This window comes from Nocardia cyriacigeorgica NBRC 100375, from assembly GCF_000308555.1.
GTDB lineage: Bacteria > Actinomycetota > Actinomycetes > Mycobacteriales > Mycobacteriaceae > Nocardia > Nocardia cyriacigeorgica.
Genome location: NZ_BAFY01000189.1, coordinates 24,850 through 44,857, shown reverse-complemented (window position 1 = coordinate 44,857; position 20,008 = coordinate 24,850). Strand labels below are relative to the sequence as shown.

General features: G+C 67.6%; 21 protein-coding genes and 1 pseudogene. 6 read left to right on the top strand and 16 right to left on the bottom strand.

The features are described from left to right. Positions 1-533, top strand: a 533-nt coding sequence (locus tag RJ05_RS32750) for a DUF6319 family protein (protein ID WP_036539011.1), incomplete at its 5' end; no start/stop codon positions are given. 15 nt (positions 534-548) lie between these two features. Here RJ05_RS32750 and RJ05_RS18850 read toward each other — a convergent pair. From RJ05_RS18850 to RJ05_RS18840, 3 genes are read right to left on the bottom strand one after another with little or no spacing between them, the layout of a single operon-like run. Then, on the bottom strand, positions 549-2,075 hold the full coding sequence (locus RJ05_RS18850; RefSeq protein ID WP_036538985.1) for a GGDEF domain-containing protein: 1,527 nt from the start codon (positions 2,073-2,075) through the stop codon (positions 549-551). Continuing rightward, entirely contained in the window at positions 2,075-2,644 is a 570-nt protein-coding gene (locus RJ05_RS18845) for a hypothetical protein (RefSeq protein ID WP_036538983.1), read from the bottom strand. Before RJ05_RS18845 ends, RJ05_RS18850 begins: the two co-directional genes overlap by 1 nt. Then, positions 2,641-3,201: a pyruvoyl-dependent arginine decarboxylase gene (locus RJ05_RS18840; RefSeq protein ID WP_234012088.1), complete on the bottom strand. Its 561-nt coding sequence runs from the start codon at positions 3,199-3,201 to the stop codon at positions 2,641-2,643. Before RJ05_RS18840 ends, RJ05_RS18845 begins: the two co-directional genes overlap by 4 nt. Positions 3,202-3,339: 138 nt before the next feature. Between RJ05_RS18840 and galK the strand changes: the two genes are divergently transcribed. From galK to RJ05_RS18830, 3 genes are all read left to right on the top strand, one after another. Continuing rightward, positions 3,340-4,479 carry a galactokinase gene (gene galK, locus RJ05_RS18835; protein ID WP_081597416.1) on the top strand — a complete coding sequence of 380 codons (1,140 nt, stop codon included), beginning with the start codon at positions 3,340-3,342 and terminating at the stop codon, positions 4,477-4,479. A gap of 42 nt (positions 4,480-4,521) precedes the next feature. Next, positions 4,522-4,764 (top strand): hypothetical protein, encoded by a 243-nt coding sequence (locus tag RJ05_RS31000; RefSeq protein WP_138445662.1) that lies wholly within the window; start codon positions 4,522-4,524, stop codon positions 4,762-4,764. Positions 4,765-4,829: 65 nt separating this feature from the next. Continuing rightward, positions 4,830-5,819 (top strand): hypothetical protein, encoded by a 990-nt coding sequence (locus tag RJ05_RS18830; RefSeq protein WP_036538981.1) that lies wholly within the window; start codon positions 4,830-4,832, stop codon positions 5,817-5,819. 79 nt (positions 5,820-5,898) lie between these two features. On the opposite strand, the gene RJ05_RS18825 is transcribed toward RJ05_RS18830, so the two are convergent. From RJ05_RS18825 to RJ05_RS18800, 6 genes are all read right to left on the bottom strand, one after another. Next, on the bottom strand, positions 5,899-6,594 hold the full coding sequence (locus RJ05_RS18825; protein ID WP_036538979.1) for a DUF8020 domain-containing protein: 696 nt from the start codon (positions 6,592-6,594) through the stop codon (positions 5,899-5,901). Positions 6,595-6,980: 386 nt separating this feature from the next. Next, a complete protein-coding gene (locus tag RJ05_RS18820; RefSeq protein ID WP_036538977.1) occupies positions 6,981-8,435 on the bottom strand; it encodes a PepSY-associated TM helix domain-containing protein in 1,455 nt (484 codons plus the stop codon). 488 nt (positions 8,436-8,923) lie between these two features. Beyond that, entirely contained in the window at positions 8,924-9,484 is a 561-nt protein-coding gene (locus RJ05_RS18815) for a hypothetical protein (RefSeq protein WP_051016723.1), read from the bottom strand. A gap of 69 nt (positions 9,485-9,553) precedes the next feature. Beyond that, entirely contained in the window at positions 9,554-11,203 is a 1,650-nt protein-coding gene (locus tag RJ05_RS18810; protein WP_036538975.1) for an acyl-CoA synthetase, read from the bottom strand. 178 nt (positions 11,204-11,381) lie between these two features. Beyond that, complete coding sequence (locus tag RJ05_RS18805; RefSeq protein ID WP_169332966.1) at positions 11,382-13,007, bottom strand: acyl-CoA synthetase; 1,626 nt, start codon at positions 13,005-13,007, stop codon at positions 11,382-11,384. Between the two features lie 212 nt (positions 13,008-13,219). After that, positions 13,220-13,858, bottom strand: coding sequence for a hypothetical protein (locus RJ05_RS18800; RefSeq protein ID WP_051016721.1), 639 nt, complete (start codon positions 13,856-13,858; stop codon positions 13,220-13,222). A gap of 306 nt (positions 13,859-14,164) precedes the next feature. Here RJ05_RS18800 and RJ05_RS18795 point away from each other — a divergent pair, with 306 nt between their 5' ends. Then, positions 14,165-15,313 carry a CHAP domain-containing protein gene (locus RJ05_RS18795; protein ID WP_036538971.1) on the top strand — a complete coding sequence of 383 codons (1,149 nt, stop codon included), beginning with the start codon at positions 14,165-14,167 and terminating at the stop codon, positions 15,311-15,313. Positions 15,314-15,362: 49 nt separating this feature from the next. Here RJ05_RS18795 and RJ05_RS31645 read toward each other — a convergent pair whose 3' ends face one another. The 6 genes and pseudogenes from RJ05_RS31645 to RJ05_RS32395 all read right to left on the bottom strand — a co-directional run. Continuing rightward, entirely contained in the window at positions 15,363-15,530 is a 168-nt protein-coding gene (locus RJ05_RS31645) for a hypothetical protein (protein ID WP_169332965.1), read from the bottom strand. 40 nt (positions 15,531-15,570) lie between these two features. Further along, the gene (locus tag RJ05_RS18790) at positions 15,571-16,233 is read right to left on the bottom strand and encodes an O-methyltransferase (RefSeq protein WP_036538969.1); all 663 of its coding nucleotides are present in this window, start codon (positions 16,231-16,233) and stop codon (positions 15,571-15,573) included. A 133-nt stretch (positions 16,234-16,366) separates the two neighbouring features. Continuing rightward, the gene (locus tag RJ05_RS32405; protein ID WP_228828949.1) at positions 16,367-16,885 is read right to left on the bottom strand and encodes an MFS transporter; all 519 of its coding nucleotides are present in this window, start codon (positions 16,883-16,885) and stop codon (positions 16,367-16,369) included. 17 nt (positions 16,886-16,902) lie between these two features. After that, positions 16,903-17,997 (bottom strand): MFS transporter, encoded by a 1,095-nt coding sequence (locus RJ05_RS18785; protein WP_228788612.1) that lies wholly within the window; start codon positions 17,995-17,997, stop codon positions 16,903-16,905. Then, a complete protein-coding gene (locus RJ05_RS32400; RefSeq protein ID WP_228788614.1) occupies positions 17,994-18,614 on the bottom strand; it encodes a glutaminase in 621 nt (206 codons plus the stop codon). Before RJ05_RS32400 ends, RJ05_RS18785 begins: the two co-directional genes overlap by 4 nt. Positions 18,615-18,678: 64 nt before the next feature. Continuing rightward, positions 18,679-19,005 (bottom strand): annotated as a pseudogene (locus tag RJ05_RS32395) (glutaminase); the annotation flags it as partial. Positions 19,006-19,287: 282 nt separating this feature from the next. Between RJ05_RS32395 and RJ05_RS18775 the strand changes: the two are divergent. Next, positions 19,288-19,626, top strand: coding sequence for an MmcQ/YjbR family DNA-binding protein (locus RJ05_RS18775; protein WP_036538967.1), 339 nt, complete (start codon positions 19,288-19,290; stop codon positions 19,624-19,626). Between the two features lie 25 nt (positions 19,627-19,651). On the opposite strand, the gene RJ05_RS18770 is transcribed toward RJ05_RS18775, so the two are convergent. Further along, a complete protein-coding gene (locus RJ05_RS18770) occupies positions 19,652-19,981 on the bottom strand; it encodes a thioredoxin family protein (RefSeq protein WP_036538965.1) in 330 nt (109 codons plus the stop codon). Positions 19,982-20,008: the final 27 nt, after the last annotated feature.

The window sequence follows — 20,008 nt, the reverse complement described above, 5'->3', positions numbered from 1 at the left end:
CCCCGGCCGAGGTGACGATGACCAAGCCCGCGCGGGACAAGGCCGTCGCCCAGCCGGCATCGACCACCAGGAAGGAATCACCCACTGTGACCAAGCCGTCGGCCCCGACGAGCACCCCCGCCACTCCGCCCGCGCAGGCACCGGCCGCGAAACCGGCTCCCGAGCCCGCTACCTCGAACGGTGCCGCCAAGCCCGCACCCGCGCGGCAACAGCCGGCGACACCGGCGCAGCCGAAGCCGGCCGCCAAGGCTCCCGCGCGCAAGTCGAAGGCGGCCGAGGTCACCGTCACCATCAGCGGCACCGCCGACGGCGAGTGGAGCGTCGACGTGGTCAACGGCAAGAAGCGCACCGTGCGAGCGCTTCCGGTGAACAGCGCCGCTGTCGCCCAGGCCGCGAAACTGCTGCACCCCGAAGTCTCCGAGGTGGTCGGCGGGATCATGGAAGCCGTGCGTGTCGCGCAGCTGGCCAAGGTCGAGCAGTTGCAGGCCGAGCTGGAGGAGGCCAAGAAGCTGCTCGCCGAGTTGCCCGACTGACCCGCCGGGCGGCGCTCAGACCGCCGTCTCGCGCTGCCAGGGGCGGCGGACGGTCTCGGGCGCCGCGCGGGTCTCGTCTCGGAACGCGTCGTAGAAGGTGTAGCCGAGGGAGTACTCCTTGGCGTGGTACATCGCCGAATCCGCTTCGCGCAGTAGGCCGTAGATGTCGGCTTCGGCGGCGCGCGGCCCACTACAGGCGAGGCCGATGCTCGCGGTGATCGGCACCTCGCCCGCGCTGAGGTCGAACGGGCGCATGAAGGTGGCGAGCAGTCGTTTGGCCAGGCCTTCGGCCTCCTGCCGGTCGAGTGGAGCGAGGATGACGAATTCGTCGCCGCCGTAGCGGGCCACCACGTCGTCGCGGCGCACCGCCCGGCGGATCCGCGAGGCCGCGTTGGCGATGAGTTCGTCGCCGACGGCATGGCCGTAGCTGTCGTTGATCATCTTGAACCCATCCAGGTCGATGAACAGCAAACACAGCGGTCGTTCGGCCCAGTGGCCGCGATTGCGCGCCAGCGCCCGCAGCAGCGCCGACCGGTTGAGCAGCCCGGTGAGCATGTCGTGGTCGGCCTGGTACTGGGCCCGCTTCTCGCTGCGCGCGCTGCGCACGATGGCGCGCTCGCTGCGCACCAGCACGCCGATCAGCAGCAGCGCGCACAGCGTCGACACCACCACCCGGTCCACGGTGCCCAGGCGCGAGCCGACCACCGGGATCAGCGACGCCACGATCAGCGCGACGGCGAGGAAGCTGGCGCGCTGGCGGGAATGATGCGGATGGATCGGATGCGGTGCGCCGAGCGAGGTCATGGTCGGGTGCAGGGCGGCGACGCCGACGAGGGTGTAGGCCAGCAGCAGCGGTGCGAGCAATACGTCCCGGCCTGCCACCGGGGTGCCCGCGACCTCGAGGTTGTAGCCGAGATCGCCGAGCAGGGCCAGCAGCAGCCCGCCGTGCAGCCACCGCAGCGACGTCTCCGACCGTGTCGTCGTCGCCACCGAGTAGGCGACCAGCGCCAGTAACAGCGCGTCGAGGATCGGATAGATCGCCGTCACGACGGCATGGCCGGGGTGGCCGTCGGCGCGGAGCGCGGGGGAGATCAGGAACGTCCACGACGCCAGCAGCGCGCCGAGACCGATCAGCGCGGAGTCGAGCAACAGGTCGTAATCGGTATGGAGTTGGCGGGGGCGCAACCAGAACACCGCGGCTACGCCGATGCCGGCATAGCCGGCGAGGGTGAAGGCGTCGTCGAGGGACCGGGTGCCGGTGCCAGCGAAATCGCGCAGGGCGATGCCCGCGGCGAAGGACACCGCCGACGCCGACAGCAGATACCACGGCAACGGCCGCCGCGGCCGATGCCGGCGCAGACCGGCGCCGATCATGGTGAGCGCGCCCGCCACCACCAGAGCCATCGTGGTCAGTGACAGCGCGGGGGAATCGAGCAGAGTTTGTAGCACGATCACAACGATCGCGACGCCGGGGACGAACCGCAGCCACCGATGTCCGAAGTGCGATCGCCCACCCGCCGACTGCTCTCCGGTGAGTTCCATCAGCCCCCCTTCATCGCTCCCGTTCCGATGAATCGGGCCGCGTAGTAGGTCTGGGAATCCTCAACTGCTACTTCGACGTCTGCCTGCTCCTCGAGCACCGCTCTGATGCCGTCGGCGAAACAGAACCGAGTGTTGTTGTACGAACAGATGTCCCAGCCGACCGCGGCACGTTCAGCCACCAGAACCCGGACAACTGATTCGATCATGACATGGAAGGCCGCGCCCTGTCGCGCACTTGGCGCAACAAGGGTGAAACCCGCGTAGTAGATCGCATCACGGGCTGCGTGTTCAGGATATCTCGCAATGAAATACTCGGGGCTGATCCACGGCACCGTCTCCAAATGCCTGGTCAAGGTGGTCAAGCCGACGGGCTCGCCGGTGCCGTTGCGCGCGATGTGCTTCTGCACCCGTGGATCGCGCATCTCGGCCAGGAACTCGTCGCGATGCAGCACCTGCCTGGCCGCGGCCTTGGACCGCAACGGGCCGAAGGCCTGCTCGTACAGGCCGTGGAAGAGTTCGGCCGGCTCCCGGCCGATCGTCGTTTCGATCGTGACGTGCAATCGGCTCATAGCCGGTCCCATCCGGTCGCGCCGAACGCGGCGAACACCACCGCGCACGTGGGACGGCCGTCGCAACGAGTTTCGCTGATGCGCAATCGAATCGGGCCGAAGCGCCCGCTGCGATGCCCGGCCATATCGGCCAGGCTGGATCGGACAAGATGTTCGACCTCGTCGGTGGTCTCCGCCTCGTGTTCGACGAACAGGCCCGCACCGTCCTCGCGGGTGGTCCAGCCGATTCCGGCGGCGGCGCGGGAACCCGTGCGGTCGGCGTGTCCGGCGGCGTAGACGCAGTAGAGCCGGTCGCCCCACGCGAACGGCGTGCTGATCCGCTCGACGGGTTTCGGTCGGGCGTGCGGTGGGATCACCGAGGACAGCCGGATCAGATTCGCCTCGCCGACCCCGAGTTCGCGCAGGGCGGCATCGAATGCGGCCAGGGCGGTCGGCCCGGCGCCGGTGGCCGCGGCGATCTGAATGGTCTGCGGTGCCGGCCGATCGCCGCGACGAGCGGACAGACGATGCCGCGGCGGCCAAGACGCACCGAAACGTCGGCGGACGGAATCGATCACAACTGCTCCCCATGTGGCCGGGCCCGCGGACAGGCGGGCGGGTCATCCCTTCGGACCGAGCGTGACCGAGGATCACCCGCCAGGCACCGTGTCGCGGTGAAACCACTGCTCGCACGGCGTGTCTCGTAAGGTGGAACGGTGCCCGACGACTGTGACGACGGCTTCGCGACCTGGGTGGCGCCCGGCCGGGTGAACATCATCGGCGAGCACACCGACTACAACGACGGATACGTGCTGCCGATCGCGCTGCCGATGACCGTCGAGTGCGCGGCCCGCCGCCGTGGCGACGACCGAGTTCTGCTGCGGTCGCGGCAACGGCCGGGGGAGCGGATCGCGCTCGGGCTGGGCGCGCTCGAGCGCGAGCGTGTCGCGCTGCCCGGGTGGGGGAGATACCCGCTGGGCGTGGTGTCCGAGTTCGTGCGGCGGGGCCACCGCGTCGACGGGGTCGAGCTGCGCATCGACGGGCGGGTGCCGATCGGAGCGGGCCTGTCATCGTCGGCGGCGCTGTGCTGCTCGGTGGCCATCGCACTGCGAGATCTGTTCGGCATCCCCGTGTCCGAGCGTGATCTGATCGAGCTGACCCGTGCCGCGGAGAACCGGTACGCGGGTGTGCCGACCGGGATCCTCGACCAGTCCGCGTCGATCCTGTGCACCCCCGGGCACGCGCTGTTCCTCGACGTCCAGCGATTCGGCCAGGGCGGGCCCGAGGCCTACGCGCAGATTCCGTTCGACCTGCGCGCGTCCGGGCTCGAACTCCTGGTCGTCGACACCGGGCATCCGCATCGGCTGGCCGAGAGCGGCTATTCCGAACGGCGGACCCAATGTATGGCCGCGGCAGCGGAACTGGGTGTGCGGTCATTGCGCGAGATCGGCTCGTTCGATGCCCTCGCCCGCCTGGGCGATACGGTACTGCTGCGTCGGGCGCGGCATGTCGTCGGCGAGAACGCGCGGGTCCTCGAGGTCGTCGCGCTGCTGCGCGCGGGTGCCGATCCTCGGCAGATCGGTCCTGTGCTCACTGCCTCGCATAGCTCGTTGCGCGAGGATTTCGAGGTATCGACGCCGGTCTTGGATACCGCCGTGACCGCTGCCCTGGCGGCCGGTGCGTACGGGGCCCGCATGGTCGGGGGTGGGTTCGGCGGCAGCGTCATCGCCTTGGTGGATCAGCAGGCCGTCGGGGCGGTGACCGCGGCGGTGCGAGATGGGTTGGTCGGCAAGGGTCTGCCCGCCCCGTCGGTATTCACCGTGGTGCCTGCTGCCGGGGCGCATCGCGTGTGGTGACTATCGGCGCGGCTGCTCGATGCGCGGGTGGCGTCGACGAGCGTGGATCTGGTCACAGCCGATGCGGGCCGTTACGCCGGGTTGGTGCTTACCGGTGTGCCGGAAAACTTCTCGATGCAGGGCTTTCGGGGGACGGCTCCGCATATGGGTAAAGGGCCGCCGTTACAAGTTACCGAAAAGTATTGTGTCACAGGTCTCTTTATTGCCAGAACCTCATTTGACCTGCGTATCCCATGCTCTAATCTGGTGAACGTCGATGGCGACAAGGGTTCATCAAAGATGTGACACAAGCCCCTCGCATATCGCGCAGGGGTGAAAATAAGCAATTCCGAAGGTTGAATTCGAAATTCATGGATAACGCACCCAACGGGCACTCCGACGTCGTCACGCGACCGGATTCGGAATCTCGATCCGGTTGGCAGAGCTGGTCGATCACAGCGCTGAGCTTGCTCACCCTGGTGCTCCTGTGCCAACCATGGCTATCGGCCTCGGGTCCCCACGGTGACGTGCATACCGACGCTTTCGGCCGGCTCGACGGCTCCGTCCCGGCGCTGCGCATCTTCGACGAGCCCGTGGCATCCATCAGCGGATGGTTGGGTGCGTTGATCGCGGCGGTCGCGGTCCTCACCCTGATCGCGGCCCAGCTGCATCGGTTGACCGGCGTCGGCCGGTCGGTGGCGATCGTCGCCGCGATGGCCAATGTGGTCCTCGTTCCGGTGACGCTGCTGTACCTCAACAGTAAATCGCCGGATCTGAAGAAGATGACCGAAGACCATGACGAACTGAAGGAAACGCTCGGCACCATCGTCAAGTCCCTGTTCGGCGGCGGCGAGCAGCCGACCGCCGACGCGGCGCAGCAGCCCGTGACGGCCACTCTGACCGATCAAGCCCTGATCTGCTGTGTCGTCGTGGCACTCACCGCGGTGATCGCCGTCTGCCTGCGGCGCCGGGTCTACCCGGCCGATAGCGGCGCCGGTGCGTACGACGAGGTCGACCAGCCCTCGGTCGACTCCCGATCGGCCCACGCCGAGGACGTCGACGACATCGTGGACCAGGTGTTCGAACGCATGGTGCAGCACGACCACGAACTGCTGGAGCGGCGTGCGGCCGAGGACGACGAGGCCGGCAGGCAGCGCCTGGTGCAGCGCGAGCGCCTCCCGCGCACCGATAGCGTGCGGCAGACCCGCCGAGAGCGCCGCCCCCGGCCTCGGCCCGCCCCGTCGGGGTCGGACAAGCCGCAGGCCACACCCTGGGTCGCTGCTCCCCGAGCCGGCCGGCCCGTCGGCCTGGCGCAGTCCTCGCCCGCACTGCTGTTTCCCCATGGGGGCTTGGATGATTGAACTCCCGGTCCATCGGTCCTGACCATGTGAACGCCGCCGTGTCCCGGGCACGGAAAGCCCGGGACACGGCGGCTTCGGATCACTTGGCCGGGAACGGGGCGTTGATCGTGGTGAAGTACTGGATCGCGGCGCCGATGGCGACGGGCGCGGTGATCAGGATCTGCCCGACGACAGCACCGAGGCTGCCGACGGCTAGGACGCCGCCGATGCAGCCGACGGCGGCTGCGGGAATGAACGGGCCGAACAGACCGACGATGGTGGCCGAGGCGATGGTGGCGCCCGCGATGCCGCCGAGAACGCAACCCACCGCGGCCCCGCCGATGCCGCCGACCAGCGCGGCGACGCTGGCTCCGAGACCGATGGTGCTGGTCATCCGGCTCCAGGCATCCTTCTCCCGCTCGTACTCGGACTTGTAACCGGCCTTGTCCTCGAAGGGCAGGGCGACCGGGCGGTACACCGCGTGCGCGAGATCGAACCGCGGGGTGAGAGTGGCGGTGCGGCCGGAGATGTCGGCGGCGATCGGGAATTCGAACTCGTCGACCCGGAAGGTCAGTGGCATGCCCGCCAGCACGCTGCCGTTGGGCGCCTTGATTTTCAGCGCCCGATCCTCGACCACGAGCGAACCCGCGTCGGTGCTGATGATGCTCGACGTCTCGGTCGCCGTCGCGGTGAAGCCGACCGCCTCCGGCTCGGGCGCCGCCTGTGCGGTGGCGGTGGTGAGTCCGAGCGCGGTGGTCGCGGCGATGGTGATCAGGGCGAGCTTGGTGAACGTCATGGTTGCTTCCTTCTCATGTGTGGAGAGATGACATCGGGTCGAGTCGGTAGAGTCGATACCGACATGGGCTGACCCGAATTGCTTGTGCGGCCGTGGTTCTCGCCCGTGCGCCGGCATGGGCACGACTGTGCGGGCACGTGCCGTCGCAGGCGGATACCGGTGGCCTCGGGCCCCGGATGTCGGCGGGCAGTGCGGATGCCGACGGTCCGGTGTGTGCTCCGCCGGACATACTCGACCGAGCATGTGCACTCGACCGGCCAGCTCGTCAGCGCAGGTTGCAGCGCTCGAACGTCCGGCGGAACCCATTCCTCAGCTCAGCGCTGAGGCGGTACTTCGCGCGAAGAACCAGGCCCGCCGCCCGGCGGGCCCGTCTCGCGGATCTGGGGCTATCCGGCGGCTCGGCTCCTGAACCGACCGACGATGACGTCGACCACCAGGAATGCGAGCACGCTGACGCCGATCAGCGGCGCGAACCAGCCGATCAGGACCGTCACCGCGGCCAACGGCACGATCAGCACCAACGGGTTGCGCCGCAATCCGCCGCGCTGCGGTGGCTTGCCGACGGCGAATCGCCCGGCATCGCGGGTGGGTCGCCGCTTCCACCACAGCAGATAGCCACGCACGATCACGGTGATCAGCCCGATCATCACCGCGAGCAGCAGTAGCTGGTTGAGCAGGCCGAACATCAAGCCCATGTGGAATTGAATGCCCCAATTGGACAGTTTGGCCATCAGCGGCCAATCGGCGTAGGGCAGGCGCGCGGTGATGGCACCGGTGGTGCCGTCGACTGCGACGGAGTCGACGGTGTAAGTACCGGGCATGCGCCGTTCCTTGATCGCGAAAGCCGTGGAATCGTCGGCGGGAATCGCGATCTCGGCAGGCTGATCGATGCCCGCGGCACGTCCGGCCTCGACCACCCGATCCAGCTGCGCCACCCGGTCACCCGGATCGCCGGTCGGCATCGGGGTCGAACCACTATGGTGGTGGTCGCCGCCCGCGTGGGTCGCCGGCGCCTCCGAACCCGGCAGTGCGGTGCTGACAGCAGGCGTGGTCCAGCTGAGATTCTCCCGCAGCTTCGTGATGTTCTCACCGGCGTAGGTCGACCAGGTCATTCCGGTCGCCGCCAGCAGCAACAGCACCGGAAGAATCCAGAACCCGACGGCGCCATGCCAATTCAGGGTGCGCCCGCGGCCGCTGCCGGAACGGTCCGGCAGCATCAGCCATCCGGCGGAATTGCGGTTGCGCCGCGCCCGCACCCGGCGGACCCACAGCAGCAGCCCGGCCAGCGCGATCACCCACAGCCAGGACGCGGCCAGCTCGCTGTAGAGCCGGCCGGGCTCGCCCAGGTGCAGGTCGCGGTGCAACCGGTCGATCCAGGTGCGCATGGGCAGCGCGCCCGAACTGCCGTAGACCACCGAGTCGCCGACCGGTGTCGCGGTCGCAGGGTCGACGAACACCGCGCGCCGTTCGGATTCACCGAGCGTCGGGTCGCTGAAGATGACCCGGGTGGTGTCGCCTGCTTCGGGCGCCGGTGCCACCGCGACGAGGGTGAGATCCGGCCGGGTAGCGACGGCGGCGCCGACCTGCTGGGAGACCGGGCGCGCGGGTCCGGAAGCTTCGACGTGCAGCAGATCGCGGCTGACGATCGACTCCAGCGTCGGCGCGATCGCGTACAGCGCACCGGTGACCGCCGCGATCAGAATGAATGGACCGACGAAGACGCCGGCGTAGAAATGCAACCGCAGCGCCAGCGCACGTGCGGCGGCACCCGCGCCGGACCGTCGTGGTCCGGGCGGGGAAGCCGACTCCTGCTGTGGAGCCTCGATATCAGTGGTACTCATCGTTGTTCGACTACGTCCTGGTAGGTGACGCCCGGCTGTCGCCGTGCACCTTCGCCACAAGCTCGGGGCGTTCGACGACAGCGCATACGGATGGGCGAGATGGACCCCGGGTACACGAGACGGATCGCGCGTTTGCCGATCGTGTCGATCGCTGGACGGCCGCTGTCCGGATCAGACCGGGTAACCGATCGTCCGGCGCGCCTTGCCTGAGCGCACGGTGCGATGCTGCGCACCTTCGGCCGCTCACGTACTCGTGTCGTCAGGCGCGGTTACCCGACGGAATCGCGACGCGTCCGGCCGCATGCGCGGCGACCACACGTGAGCGCGGGTAGCGCCCGTTCGGCGCGGTCACGGCCACCGCGGCGAGCCGATACGGAACTGCGACAACTCCAGGCAGGGCCGTTGTGGCGTCGGTGCGGAACTACAGCGCGACCACGCGTAATGCGTACGCCGGCGCACGCACAGTGTCTTGTGTCCGGGGAGGGAACTCAGAGACGAACAATCGACGGCGGCGCGCGGGTTCGCGTGGATTCGGCGGCGAGCACCCACAGGATGACGCGATCGCGATGGCCGGTGCGCAGCGGCGCGGGCCCGGCGATGGCTGGCGGGTGATACCGCAGCGGCAGTACTCGGGCCAGCGCCGATCCGCCGATCCGGTAGGCGAATTCCGCACCCTGGATGAGAACGGCCGCCACAGCGACGGCAACGAGGTGCGCGGCGATCATCGCGGGCGTCAGCTGCAGATCACCGTGATGCAGATGTCCGGAACCCCAGCCCATGCTGAGGTGGCCGAGGAGCTGGCCCGCCGCGAGGACGGTGACGAGTCCGGCCGACCCGGTCCGCAATGGTGCGAGTCCGGCGATCAGCGCCCCGACGACCGCGGCGGCGGCGACGAGCAGAGCCAGGGTGGCGCTGCTCGGCGCCATCCCACCGGAGGCCCAGCCGTGCGCCGCCACCGACACCGCACCCGACAACGATCCGGCCGCCCCACCGCGCACCTGCGCGAGGCCGCTGCGGTCATCCGCAGGGGGTCGGCCGAACCTGATCATCACGCGCTGATGATAACTGAGCGGTATTCATCCGATGGCCACGTCGGTGATCGGAGGTAGCCGGGGCTGCTACGAGGCGTCGACGTCCATCTCGACCAGTGGCTTGCGCAGCAGTTTGCCGGTGGCATTGCGGGGCAGCTCGTCGAGGAAGATCACCTCGCGCGGCACCTTGTAGCGAGCCAGGTTCTGCTTGACGTAGTCCTTGATCTCCTGGACGTCGCGGGCGGAGTCCGGTCCGGGCACCACGAAGGCGCGCAACCGCTTGCCGAACTCGCGGTCGTCCACGCCGACGACGGCCGCCTCCAGCACGTCCGGCCGGTTCGACAGCAGGTGCTCGACCTCCTGCGGGAAGACGTTCTCGCCGCCGGAGACGATCATGTCGTCATCGCGGCCGTCGATGTACAGCAGTCCGTCGGCATCGAAATGGCCGACGTCGCCGCTGGACATCATCCCGTCCACCCGTTCCTTCGTGCGGCCGTCGGTGTAGGCGCGGAATCCGTGCGCGTTCTCGATGAAGATGGTGCCGGTGACGTTCGGCTCGGTGATGAGCTTGCGGTTCTCGTCGTAGAGCGCGATCCGGATGCCCGCCGGCGGGCGACCCGCGGTGCTCGGCGCCTTGCGCAGATCTTCCGGCGTGGCCACCGTGATCACCGCGCATTCGGTGGAGCCGTACAGGTTGTAGAGCACGTCGCCGAAGTATTCGGCGGTGCGCACCACGACGTCCGGCGGAATCGCCGAGCCGGCCGCGAAGATCACCTTCAGCGGCGTCATGTCGTATTTGGCGAGCACGTCTGCGGGCAGGTCGAGCATGCGCTGCAACATGGTGGGCACCACGACCAGCGAATCCGCGCGATGCTTCACGATATTGGCCAGCGTCAGCTCCGGATCGAAGCGGCACTGCTGGAAGATCACCCGGTTGCCGAGCGCGAGGCCGAGGGTGAACTGGGACAGGCCGGTGCCGTGGAAGATCGGCGCCGCCATCACCATGGTGCCGTTCTTGGGCAGCGGAACCCGGTCCAGGAACTGGGCCGACATGAAGGGGCTGACCCGATCGCGCGGCGCGCCCTTCGGCGTGCCGGTGGTGCCGCTGGTGAGGATCACCATCCCGCCGGGCTTGGCCGGGGCCGGCATGGACTCGGTGGAGCGGCCCGCCGACAGCGACTCGATGGTGGGGATCGAAGGATCGGCGCCGTCCTTCTCGTCCACCCAGGTGAGCACGCGGGGGATATCGGCCGGGATGGCGCTCATCAGGTCGAAGAACTCGCTGTCGTGCAGTACCGCCTTGATCTTTTCGCGCTCGGCGACGTCGGCGAACTGCGGTTTGGCGAATCCGGTGTTCATCAGGACCGCGCGCACACCGAGCTTGCCGGTGGCCAGCAGGCTCAGCACCATGCCGCGGTGGTCGCGTGCCAGTACCGCGACCACGTCGCCCTGGCCGATGCCCTTGGTCGCGAGCCCGCGAGCGAAGGCGTTGGACAGTTCATCGAGCTGGCCGAAGGTGAGTTCGCCGTGTTCGTCGACGATCGCCGCGGCATTCGGCCGGGTCTGCGCGGCATGCATGACGACGCCGGCGAACGGGCCGAACCTGCGCATGTTGATGAACGAGCGGGCCCCGTGATCGAGGCGCAGCGGGTTGAACAACCCGCGCTTGACCATGACATTCACGCCCAGGGCGAGGTCACGCGCCTTGCGGACGGGGGCAGGGGTCGACAGAGACATGCGGCAAACAACCTTCCGCGATCCAGCCACCGTGACCGGGGTGGGGTGGATCGCAACCTCGGGATCCAGTGCTGGTGCTAACAATAGCAAGCATTACTCGCGAGTTGTGTTGCTCGTCTCACCGAACGCCGATGCCGGGGTCGATGTCCATCTCGACCCCGGCACCGGCAGCCGCGAATTACAGTTCTACCTGGTAATCCACCAGCACGCGGCGCAGCAGCTTGCCGGTCGGGTTACGCGGCAGATCGTCGAGGAAGATCACCTCGCGCGGCACCTTGTACCGGGCCAGGTTCTCCTTGATGAAGGTCTTGATCTGCTCGGCGTCGGGGGTGTGGCCGGGCTCGGGGACGACGAAGGCGCGCAGGCGCTTACCGAACTCGACATCGTCGACGCCGACCACAGCGGCGTCGAAAACGTCTTCGCGTTCGAGCAGCAGCTGCTCGACCTCTTGCGGGAAGACGTTCTCGCCGCCGGAAACGATCATGTCGTCATCGCGGCCGTCGACCATCAGCAGGCCGTCATCGTTGAAGTGGCCCACGTCGCCGCTGGACATGTAGCCGTCGATGATCTGCTTGTGCCTGCCGTCGGTGTAGCCCTCGAACGGCGCGCCGCTGCGCACGAAGATGCGGGCGGTGACGTTCTTGTCCTTCACCAGCTGATCGTTGTCGTCGTAAAGCCGCACATCGCAGGTGATCGGCGGGCGGCCGACCGTTCCGGGCGCCTTCGCCAGTTCTTCGGGGGTGGCGATGGAGGCGATGGCGACCTCGGTGGAGCCGTAGAGGTTGTAGAGCACCGGCCCGAACACCTCGGTGGCCCGGGTGCACAACTCCGGTGCCAGCGCCGAGCCTGCCAGCAGGATCACCTTCAGCGAGGACAGGTCGTACTTGGCCCGCACCTCGGCGGGCAGCTCGGTCATCCGGTGCAGCATGGTCGGCACCGCGACCAGCATCTCGGCCTTGTGATCGGAGATCATCTTCAGCGTGGCCTCGGCGTCGAAGCGGCGCCGCATCACGATCTTGTTGGTGAGCACGGTGCCGACCAGCCAGGTGCTGAGCCCGGTGCTGTGGAACAGCGGCGAGACGATCACCATGGTGCCGCGGCGCGGGAACGGCACCCGGTCCACGAACTGCGCGGTGGCCATCGGCGTCACCTTGGTGCGCGGGGCGCCCTTGGGCAGGCCGGTGGTGCCGCTGGTCAGGATGATGAAGCCGCCCGGCTTGCTGGGGGCGGGCAGCGGCTCGGTGGAGTTCGCCGCGATCAGATCATCGAAGGTGGTGGCGCCCTCGGGCACTGCGGCACCCTCATCGACCCAGGTCAGGAAGCGCGGCATATCCGCGGGCAGGGCGTCGAGCAGGCCGAGGAACTCGCTGTCGTGCAGCACCGCCTTGACCTTCTCGCGGGCGCACACCTCGGCGAACTGCGGCTTGGCGAAGCCGGTGTTCATCAGCGCGATCCGCATGCCGAGCTTGGCGGCGGCCACCTCGGCCAGGATCAGGCCGCGGTGATCGCGGGCCAGGACGCCGACGACCATGCCCTCGGTCAGGCCTGCGGCCTTCAGGCCGCGTGCGACGGCGGTGGACTGCTCGTCGAGTTCGCGGTAGGTGAGTTCACCACGCTCGTCGGCCAGTGCGACCTGGTCGGGAGCGATCCGAGCCGAATGCCGGACCAGCGCGGCGTGCGGGCCGTAGACCCGCGTCTCCTTCATGGTCTTCAGGGTTTCCAGCGGCGCTTTGGGATCGCTGACCCCACGCGAGCGCAACACCCCCAGCGCTTTGACGGCTTCCAGCGTATGCGCCAGGTTCACCACGAACACCTCCACAGAACTCTCGCGTCGGTACTCGACCTAGCGAATCGAACGGGCATATCGGATGCCTACCGTATCAGCGCACGTGTGACAGGTCACAGCCAAAGGCGACATATCGGACTCGGTGTCCGCCCCTGCGGGCAAACCCCCAGATGAGCGCGGGCGCGCCTGTGACCTCACAGAACGCGCCCGGCCTCAGTGGGTGGAGGCTGTCAATTGACGACTGCTCCCATGGATGGGAACGAGATGGTGCCCTTCTGGTACTGGAAGCCGTCCGGGTGCGCATCGCTGACCGGAACCGACCAGCGGTGCCAGAGGGTGCCGTAGACCGCGGCCACGACCATGCCCGGGCCCGGATCGATCACGCGCGAACGGATCGTGGTGTCGACCGGGATGTCGTTGTGCTCGGTGAGCACCTCGGTGCCGCTGCGTCCGTTGGACAGGTTCAGCCAGATCACCTCGAGCTTGGCGCCGGTCTGGTTCGGGGCGATGGTGCCGGGGCCGCCGAAGAATCCGAAACGAAAGCCGTCGATGCCCAGCGCGACGCCGGAACCGTAGACCCCGGCGCCGCCGCCGCGCCCGATATCGGACTGGGCCGGGATCTGGAACGGCTGCGCGGGCAGCGCCACCTCCTCGGCGGCGTCGTCGAGGCGCTGCGGGTCGGCCAGCATCCGGTCGATGGCCTGTTCGGCGGCCGGGTTGCCGGTCGCGACCTCGCGCAACTGCTCGGCGGCGGCGGTCCAGTCGACGGTCTGCGGTTCGGCGGCGGCGTGCCCGGTGAACAGCATGGCGGCCGCGGCGGTCGCCGCCAGGCCGGTGGTGAAGCGCGACATCAAGCTCGAGCGTGGCATTGCCTGTCTCCTTCGGAAGATTCATTCCTGGGTACAGCTCGAAACGCATCCGTTTCTCGAAAGCGAAACGGTCCGGCGGCCAGGTTGCCAGCGATATGCCGCACTGTCCAGGGTTGCCGCCGAGACGCGCCGTCGGGCAAATATCGTCCGGCCTCATTCCCAAGGTTGGGAATCGGTGATACTCGAGGCGTCGCAGGTGTCTTTCATCAGGTGACCTGATGGTCGTGGGCGAGTGAGGATCCGGATGCTCCTGTATGTCGGCCCACGGGGGATGGCAGTCCGGCCGGCCGGAAGGCGGTGCCGTCTATGAGTTTGAAGACCGATCTCGCGGAAATCGACGCCATCCCCGTCCGCGGCGACTTTCCGCCGGGGCTGGTGTCCGTGGTCAGGATGGTCAAGCACGCTCTGCGGGCGAGTGTCATGCAGTTCGCCTCGGGTGAGCCGGGCGCGCAACCGGATCTGCTGGAACAGCTGCGAAAAGCGAAACTACTACGCAACTCCGATATCGACGGTGTCGAGGCGAAGACGGACATCCTGGAGAAATACGGTTCACGCAAAAGCGATTTCCAGGCGATCGAGGACGAACTCGAGACCAAGAAGAAGAGTGTCGACGGCTCGGTGTCGGAGACGTTCAGCACTGCTGACAGCACCTACCGTGAGGTGATGGGCAAGGTTCGCCACCTGAGCGATGCTCTCAGGAATGAGCCCGGACCCAGCAAGGACGACAAGTACATTCCGGCACACGCCGCGCGGCGATTGGTCGTCCTGGTACTGAACACCACTGATGACGTCCACGACCTGGTCGACGATGCGAAGACGCGGATCCAGGAGAAAGCCGACGCGATTCGGGCGGCCACGCAGGGTGCGAAGCCGGTGTTGGCGAACGCGCCCAGCACGATGGGCGGACAGCGTCCCATCAGCATCCCGTCGAGCGCGCCCGCACCGGCGAGCTATTCGGGGGGGCCAACCGCCGTATCGCCCAATCCCACACCGTGGTCGGCTAATGCGGCCAGCTTTTCGCCGTCGACCGGGGTGGCCTCGATCGACGCGGCCATCCGCGCCGCAGAGGGCGAGATCGGTGTTTCCGAGTACGCCGACAACCGGGTGAACCGCCCGTACAACATCAACGACGAGTGGTGTGCCTCGTTCACCGACTGGGCGTGGACGCAAGCCGGCATGGATGTGAACTGGACCAATAAGAACCTGGTGAGTGCGGTCTGGTCGGATGCCCGGCGGTGGGGTTGGGCTGATAACGTCTCGGGCGCACAGCCCGGCGACATGATTGTATGGGGCGACAAGAACCATATCGGCCTTGTGGTCGCACGCGACGGCAATACGGTCACCGTCGTCGAGGGAAACTCCGGTAAGGCCGTGCGACGCAATACTTACAGTCTCGACCGAGGCTTTGCCGGTGTCATCCATCCGCCTGCGTCGTCGGCGCAGGTGGCGGTGTAGCGAGATAGGGATTCGCGGCCGGCGCTGACGCTGTGCGGTCGGGCGTCGATCACTCTTCCGGCTCTGGTTCGGACGAAGGTTTCGCGGTGCTCGTCACCCGGATGACCCCGGCGCCCAGATCGATATCCAACTGCGGTCGATGCGGATCGCCATTGCTGTCCGCGCTGCCTTCGTCGGTCAGCTTCTTGCCGGGGAACAGTTCGCCGATCACACCCATATCCCCACGATAACCACAGCGCGTGGCGCGAGGGCCATCCTCAGCCGGTGACCAGCGCGTACGCGAACCCGTCCCACCCTTTGCTGCCGACGGTTTGCAGTGCCGTGGCGTCCAGTCGCGGTTCGCTGTCCATCAGTTCCAGTACCTCGCGGCTGGCGCGGACCGCCGCGTCCTGGGAGTGCCCGTTGGTGATCTTGCCGCCGCGCACCACATTGTCGACGATGATCACCGATCCCGGCCGGGTCAGCCGAAGCCCCCAGCGCACGTAGTTGGCGTTGTTGACCTTGTCGGCGTCGATGAACACCAGGTCGAACGGGTCCTGGCCTTCCTGCTCGAGCACGGGGAGGCTGTCCAGCGCCGCGCCGACGCGGATATCGACCCATTCGCCGACGCCCTTGCGGTTCAGATTCGCCCGCGCGACTTCGGCATGCTTCGGCTCGTATTCCATGGTGATCACCCGGCCCTGCGGGCCGACCGCCCGGGCCAGCCAGAGGGTGCTGTACCCGCCGAGCGTCCCGATCTCGAGCACCCGCCGCGCGCCCATCGTCCGCGCGATCAGGTGCAGGAACTTCGCCTGCGCCGGTGAGACGTCGATGGCGGGCAATCCGGCGGCCGCGTTCGCGTCCAGTACGTCGGTATCGGCATCGCCGACCATCGTCTGCACCAGGTACCGGTCGACAGCGTCCCACTCGACATTCGTCATGTCGGAAAGTCTTCCATGATGGTTCGGCCGGAACACCGATCGACTCGCGGCGGGCCGGGTCCGGCTTGCGCGCCTGTCGAACCGCCCCGAGTGCTTCAGGCCAACGGCAAGCCGGCTGGACCGCGGCGAGATTTCAGTCCTTCTCCGGTGACGGGTCCGGGATCTCGCCCGGCCGGTAATCCGGCAGCCTGCTCGCGGGCACGATCGCTGTCGCGCTGATCCCGGCGAGGATCAGCAGCCCGAATTTCAGAGTCCGCAGCCGGACGTCTTCGTTCACCGCGACGGCGGCGTCGACCTGTTCCGGTGTGGCGTCGGTGCGTTCGAGGACTTCTCGCAGCCGGTCGTTGCTGACGAAGTTGACGTTGTCCAGATCGACCTGCGTGATGAGCGAATCCGGCAAGTCGACGTTATCGATGATCTCCCGCCCGACCACGAAACTCAGGATGGTCACCAGCATCGCGCCGACTACCGCCGTGCCGACCGCCGAGGCCAGGTTCTGGGTTGTGCCGCGCAGCGAGCCCACGTCGCCGGCCAGCTTCTTCGGCGCGGAGGTGACAAGCACGTTGAACACCAGCGTGACCAGCGCGCCCTGACCGATGCCGAAGACGATGAGCCCGGCGATCGTCGGCACGGTCTCCCAATTGTTGGTCACCACATACGCCAGCCAGATCAGTGCAGCCGTGGTGAGCCGAAGGAGAACATGCCGATGACGCGCGGAGTGAACCGTTTGTAGAACCGCACCACCAGCATCGCGGTGATGAAGACCGTGAGGTTGAACGGCATCATCGCCAGCGAGGTGTCGAAAGGCGAACGGCCCTGCACGATCTGGATGTAGAGCGGGACGGTGAAGATCAGGGCCGCCTCGAGCGCCACGACGATGAACATGGCGTACACCGCGGCCCGCTCGCGGGAACTGCCGAGCACCGTCAGGTCGATCAGCGGCGCCTTCCCGTCGCGCATCCGCCGACGAGTCCATACCAGGAAGGCTTGTCCGAGCATGATGCCGAGCACGATCAGCACCGGTGCCGGTGAGACGCCGAGCAGATCGAATGGCGCGTTCGGATCGGCGAAGAACACACCCCACGCGTTCAGGTTGTTGAAACCGATGGTCAGCAGCATGATTCCGGCGCCGATCAGTGCCGCCGCGACCAGATCGATCTCGATGCTCGCGTCACCCTCGTCGGATCGCAGGGTGAAGCTGAACGCGAATACCACCACGGCCAGCACCAGCACGATGCCGAACACGGGCCGCCAGCCGACGAGGCTGCCGAGCGCGCCACCGATGAGGAAGGCGCTCACTCCGGAGATCGCTCGCGCGGAGCCGAGCGAACCGATGGCCGTGGCCTGCTGATCGCCGTGATAGTTCTCCGCGATCAACGCCACCAGGGCGGGCACGATGATCGCCGCTGACGCACCGGCGACACCTTGCGCGGCGATCGCCCAGCCGACCGACGGCGAGGCGATCATCATGGTCGCCGACACCCCGAATGTCACGACGACCACGCGGAAGATTGCCACCCAGCCGATGCGCTGGCCGAGCTTTCCACCGACCATGACCAAGGCGGCCACCGCCAGCCCGTAGACGACGATCGTCGAACTCACCACCGTCGGTGCGACGCCGAAGTCCTCGACCATACCGCCGAGCGAAATCGGCAGGGCGGCAACGTTGAACGACATCAGCACCTGCGCGAAGAACAGGCCGACCATCGGTAGCCAGGACGCGCGCTCGGGTGTGGTTGCGGTATCGGCCGATTCGCTGGTCATGCTCTGGCACCCCTCTGCTCGTGGACCTCGGACGCGAAGATGTTCAAACCGAGCGTGCGCGACAGATACGCGGTCGCGCGGATGCCGCGTTCGCTGTTGCCCGCGGAATCCAGCCGCGGCGAGTAGGTACCGATGGCACCCTTACCCGGCGCGATGGCGACAATCCCGCCCGCGACACCGGATTTGGCGGGCAACCCGATCTCGAACAGCCATTCGCCGGATCGCTCGTACATGCCGGAGGCGGCCAGTACCGCCAGGGTGTCGCGGCAGACCTGGGCGGAGACGACTCGTTCGTGGGTCACCGGGTTGACCCCGCCATCGGCCAGCGTCGCGCCCATGATTGCCAGGTCGCGGGCATCGACCAGCAGCGAGCACTGCCTGGTGTAGACATCGACGACCTCGAGCGGGTCGATGTCGATGCGGCCGTAGCTTTCCAGCAGCCGGGCGATGGCCTTGTTGCGCTGGTTGGTCTGCATTTCCGAGTGATAGACCGTGCCGTCCAGATCGAGGGGTCGGCCCGCGAAACGGGACAGCCCGGACCGGATCCGTTCCCATTGCTCGGCCGCGGTGGCGCCGGGAATCATCGCCGTTGTCGCCAACGCGCCCGCATTGACCAAGGGGATTCATCGGGTGGCCGTCGTTGAGTTCGATTGCGATCACCGAGTTGAACGCCAGGCCGGTGTTGTTCACGCCTACTCGGTCCAGCACCGCCTCATGGCCGAGCGCGTCGCAGACCAGCGCGTATACGAACGCCTTCGCGATGGATTGGATGCTGAACTGGGCGTCGCCCGCGCCCGCGGTGTGCAGATCGCCGTTGACCTCGGCGACCGCGATGCCGAAGAGCTCGGGGTCCGCCTCGGCGAGGATCGGAATGTAGTCGGCGACGGCGCCGGTCCGCAGCGGCGCATAGCGCTCGTGGGCCGCGCGGACCAGTTCCTCCACCCGGTCCCAGCCCGGCAGTGCGCCGGTCGATACGGCTTGCTCGATTCCCTCGACGTCCAGATCCATCCGGGTCTCCTACTCGGCGCCGGGACCGGCCGCACCACAGTCTGCGCACCGCGCGCACGGATCGGTGCCCGAGCGGCGCCGCGTACACCGATAGGCAGTCCGCATCCGGCGGTGCCGGGCGCGAACGCAGTGGGTCGGATCCGGCCCCACGATCAGGTCGAACCCGGGAAGTATCCCCGGCAGCGGCGATCGTTGTCCGAAGCGACACGACATCGACGCGACACTGTTACCGCCGAGGCCGTGCGGCGAGCGGTGTCGGTGGGGTTTGGAAGAATCCGGCGCATGAGTGCCACCGGGGATGATGTCCGCGCCTTCGCCTTGTCCTTACCGGAGACCGCGGAGCAGTTCACCTGGGGCATGCCCACGTTCCGGGTCGCGGGCAAGCTCTTCCTCACCCTCCCGGAAGCCGAAACCTCCATGGCGGTCCGCTGTCCCATCATCGAACGCGATGAACTTGTCGCCGCCGAACCCGCCAAGTTCTGGATCGCCTCCCACGAAGCGGCCAATGCTTGGGTGCGGGTGCGGTTGGCCGCCCTCGACGACCGCGAGGAGATGGAGGCGATCGTCGCCGACTCCTGGCGTCAGGCCGCACCGCGCCAGCTGCTCGACAACACCGATTGACACCGCGAGGGGCTCGCCGCCACGCTCAGAGGACGTCGGCGAGCTCATCGAGCAGCCGTCGCTTGGAGCGCGCGCCGACCAGCCGCTTGGACGGCTCGCCGGACCGGAACACCATCAACGTCGGCATCGCCATCACCGCGTAGGCCGCGCTGATCTCCGGATTGGCGTCCACATCGAGCGTCACCACCTTCAACTGTGGTGTCTGCGCGGCGATCTCGGCGAGGACCGGAGAGATCATCCGGCAGGGGCCGCAGTGGTCGGAGGTGAAGTCGACCAGAACCGGAAGTTCCGAGCGCAGAACCTCGTTCGCGAACGTCGCATCCGTCACCATCGTCACCGCGTTGCTGGTGGTCATCGTCGTCTCCTGTTGCTCGTCGGGTCG

Excerpts from the sequence above, each read along its gene's own strand:
- RJ05_RS18850 (WP_036538985.1), bottom strand. The coding sequence starts at position 2,075 with ATGGAACTCACCGGAGAGCAGTCGGCGGGTGGGCGATCGCACTTCGGA.
- RJ05_RS18845 (WP_036538983.1), bottom strand. The coding sequence starts at position 2,644 with ATGAGCCGATTGCACGTCACGATCGAAACGACGATCGGCCGGGAGCCG.
- RJ05_RS18830 (WP_036538981.1), top strand. The coding sequence starts at position 4,830 with ATGGATAACGCACCCAACGGGCACTCCGACGTCGTCACGCGACCGGAT.
- RJ05_RS18825 (WP_036538979.1), bottom strand. The coding sequence starts at position 6,594 with ATGACGTTCACCAAGCTCGCCCTGATCACCATCGCCGCGACCACCGCG.
- RJ05_RS18820 (WP_036538977.1), bottom strand. The coding sequence starts at position 8,435 with ATGAGTACCACTGATATCGAGGCTCCACAGCAGGAGTCGGCTTCCCCG.
- RJ05_RS18815 (WP_051016723.1), bottom strand. The coding sequence starts at position 9,484 with ATGATCAGGTTCGGCCGACCCCCTGCGGATGACCGCAGCGGCCTCGCG.
- RJ05_RS18810 (WP_036538975.1), bottom strand. The coding sequence starts at position 11,203 with ATGTCTCTGTCGACCCCTGCCCCCGTCCGCAAGGCGCGTGACCTCGCC.
- RJ05_RS18800 (WP_051016721.1), bottom strand. The coding sequence starts at position 13,858 with ATGCCACGCTCGAGCTTGATGTCGCGCTTCACCACCGGCCTGGCGGCG.
- RJ05_RS18795 (WP_036538971.1), top strand. The coding sequence starts at position 14,165 with ATGAGTTTGAAGACCGATCTCGCGGAAATCGACGCCATCCCCGTCCGC.
- RJ05_RS31645 (WP_169332965.1), bottom strand. The coding sequence starts at position 15,530 with ATGGGTGTGATCGGCGAACTGTTCCCCGGCAAGAAGCTGACCGACGAA.
- RJ05_RS18790 (WP_036538969.1), bottom strand. The coding sequence starts at position 16,233 with ATGACGAATGTCGAGTGGGACGCTGTCGACCGGTACCTGGTGCAGACG.
- RJ05_RS18785 (WP_228788612.1), bottom strand. The coding sequence starts at position 17,997 with ATGACCAGCGAATCGGCCGATACCGCAACCACACCCGAGCGCGCGTCC.
- RJ05_RS18775 (WP_036538967.1), top strand. The coding sequence starts at position 19,288 with ATGAGTGCCACCGGGGATGATGTCCGCGCCTTCGCCTTGTCCTTACCG.
- RJ05_RS18770 (WP_036538965.1), bottom strand. The coding sequence starts at position 19,981 with ATGACCACCAGCAACGCGGTGACGATGGTGACGGATGCGACGTTCGCG.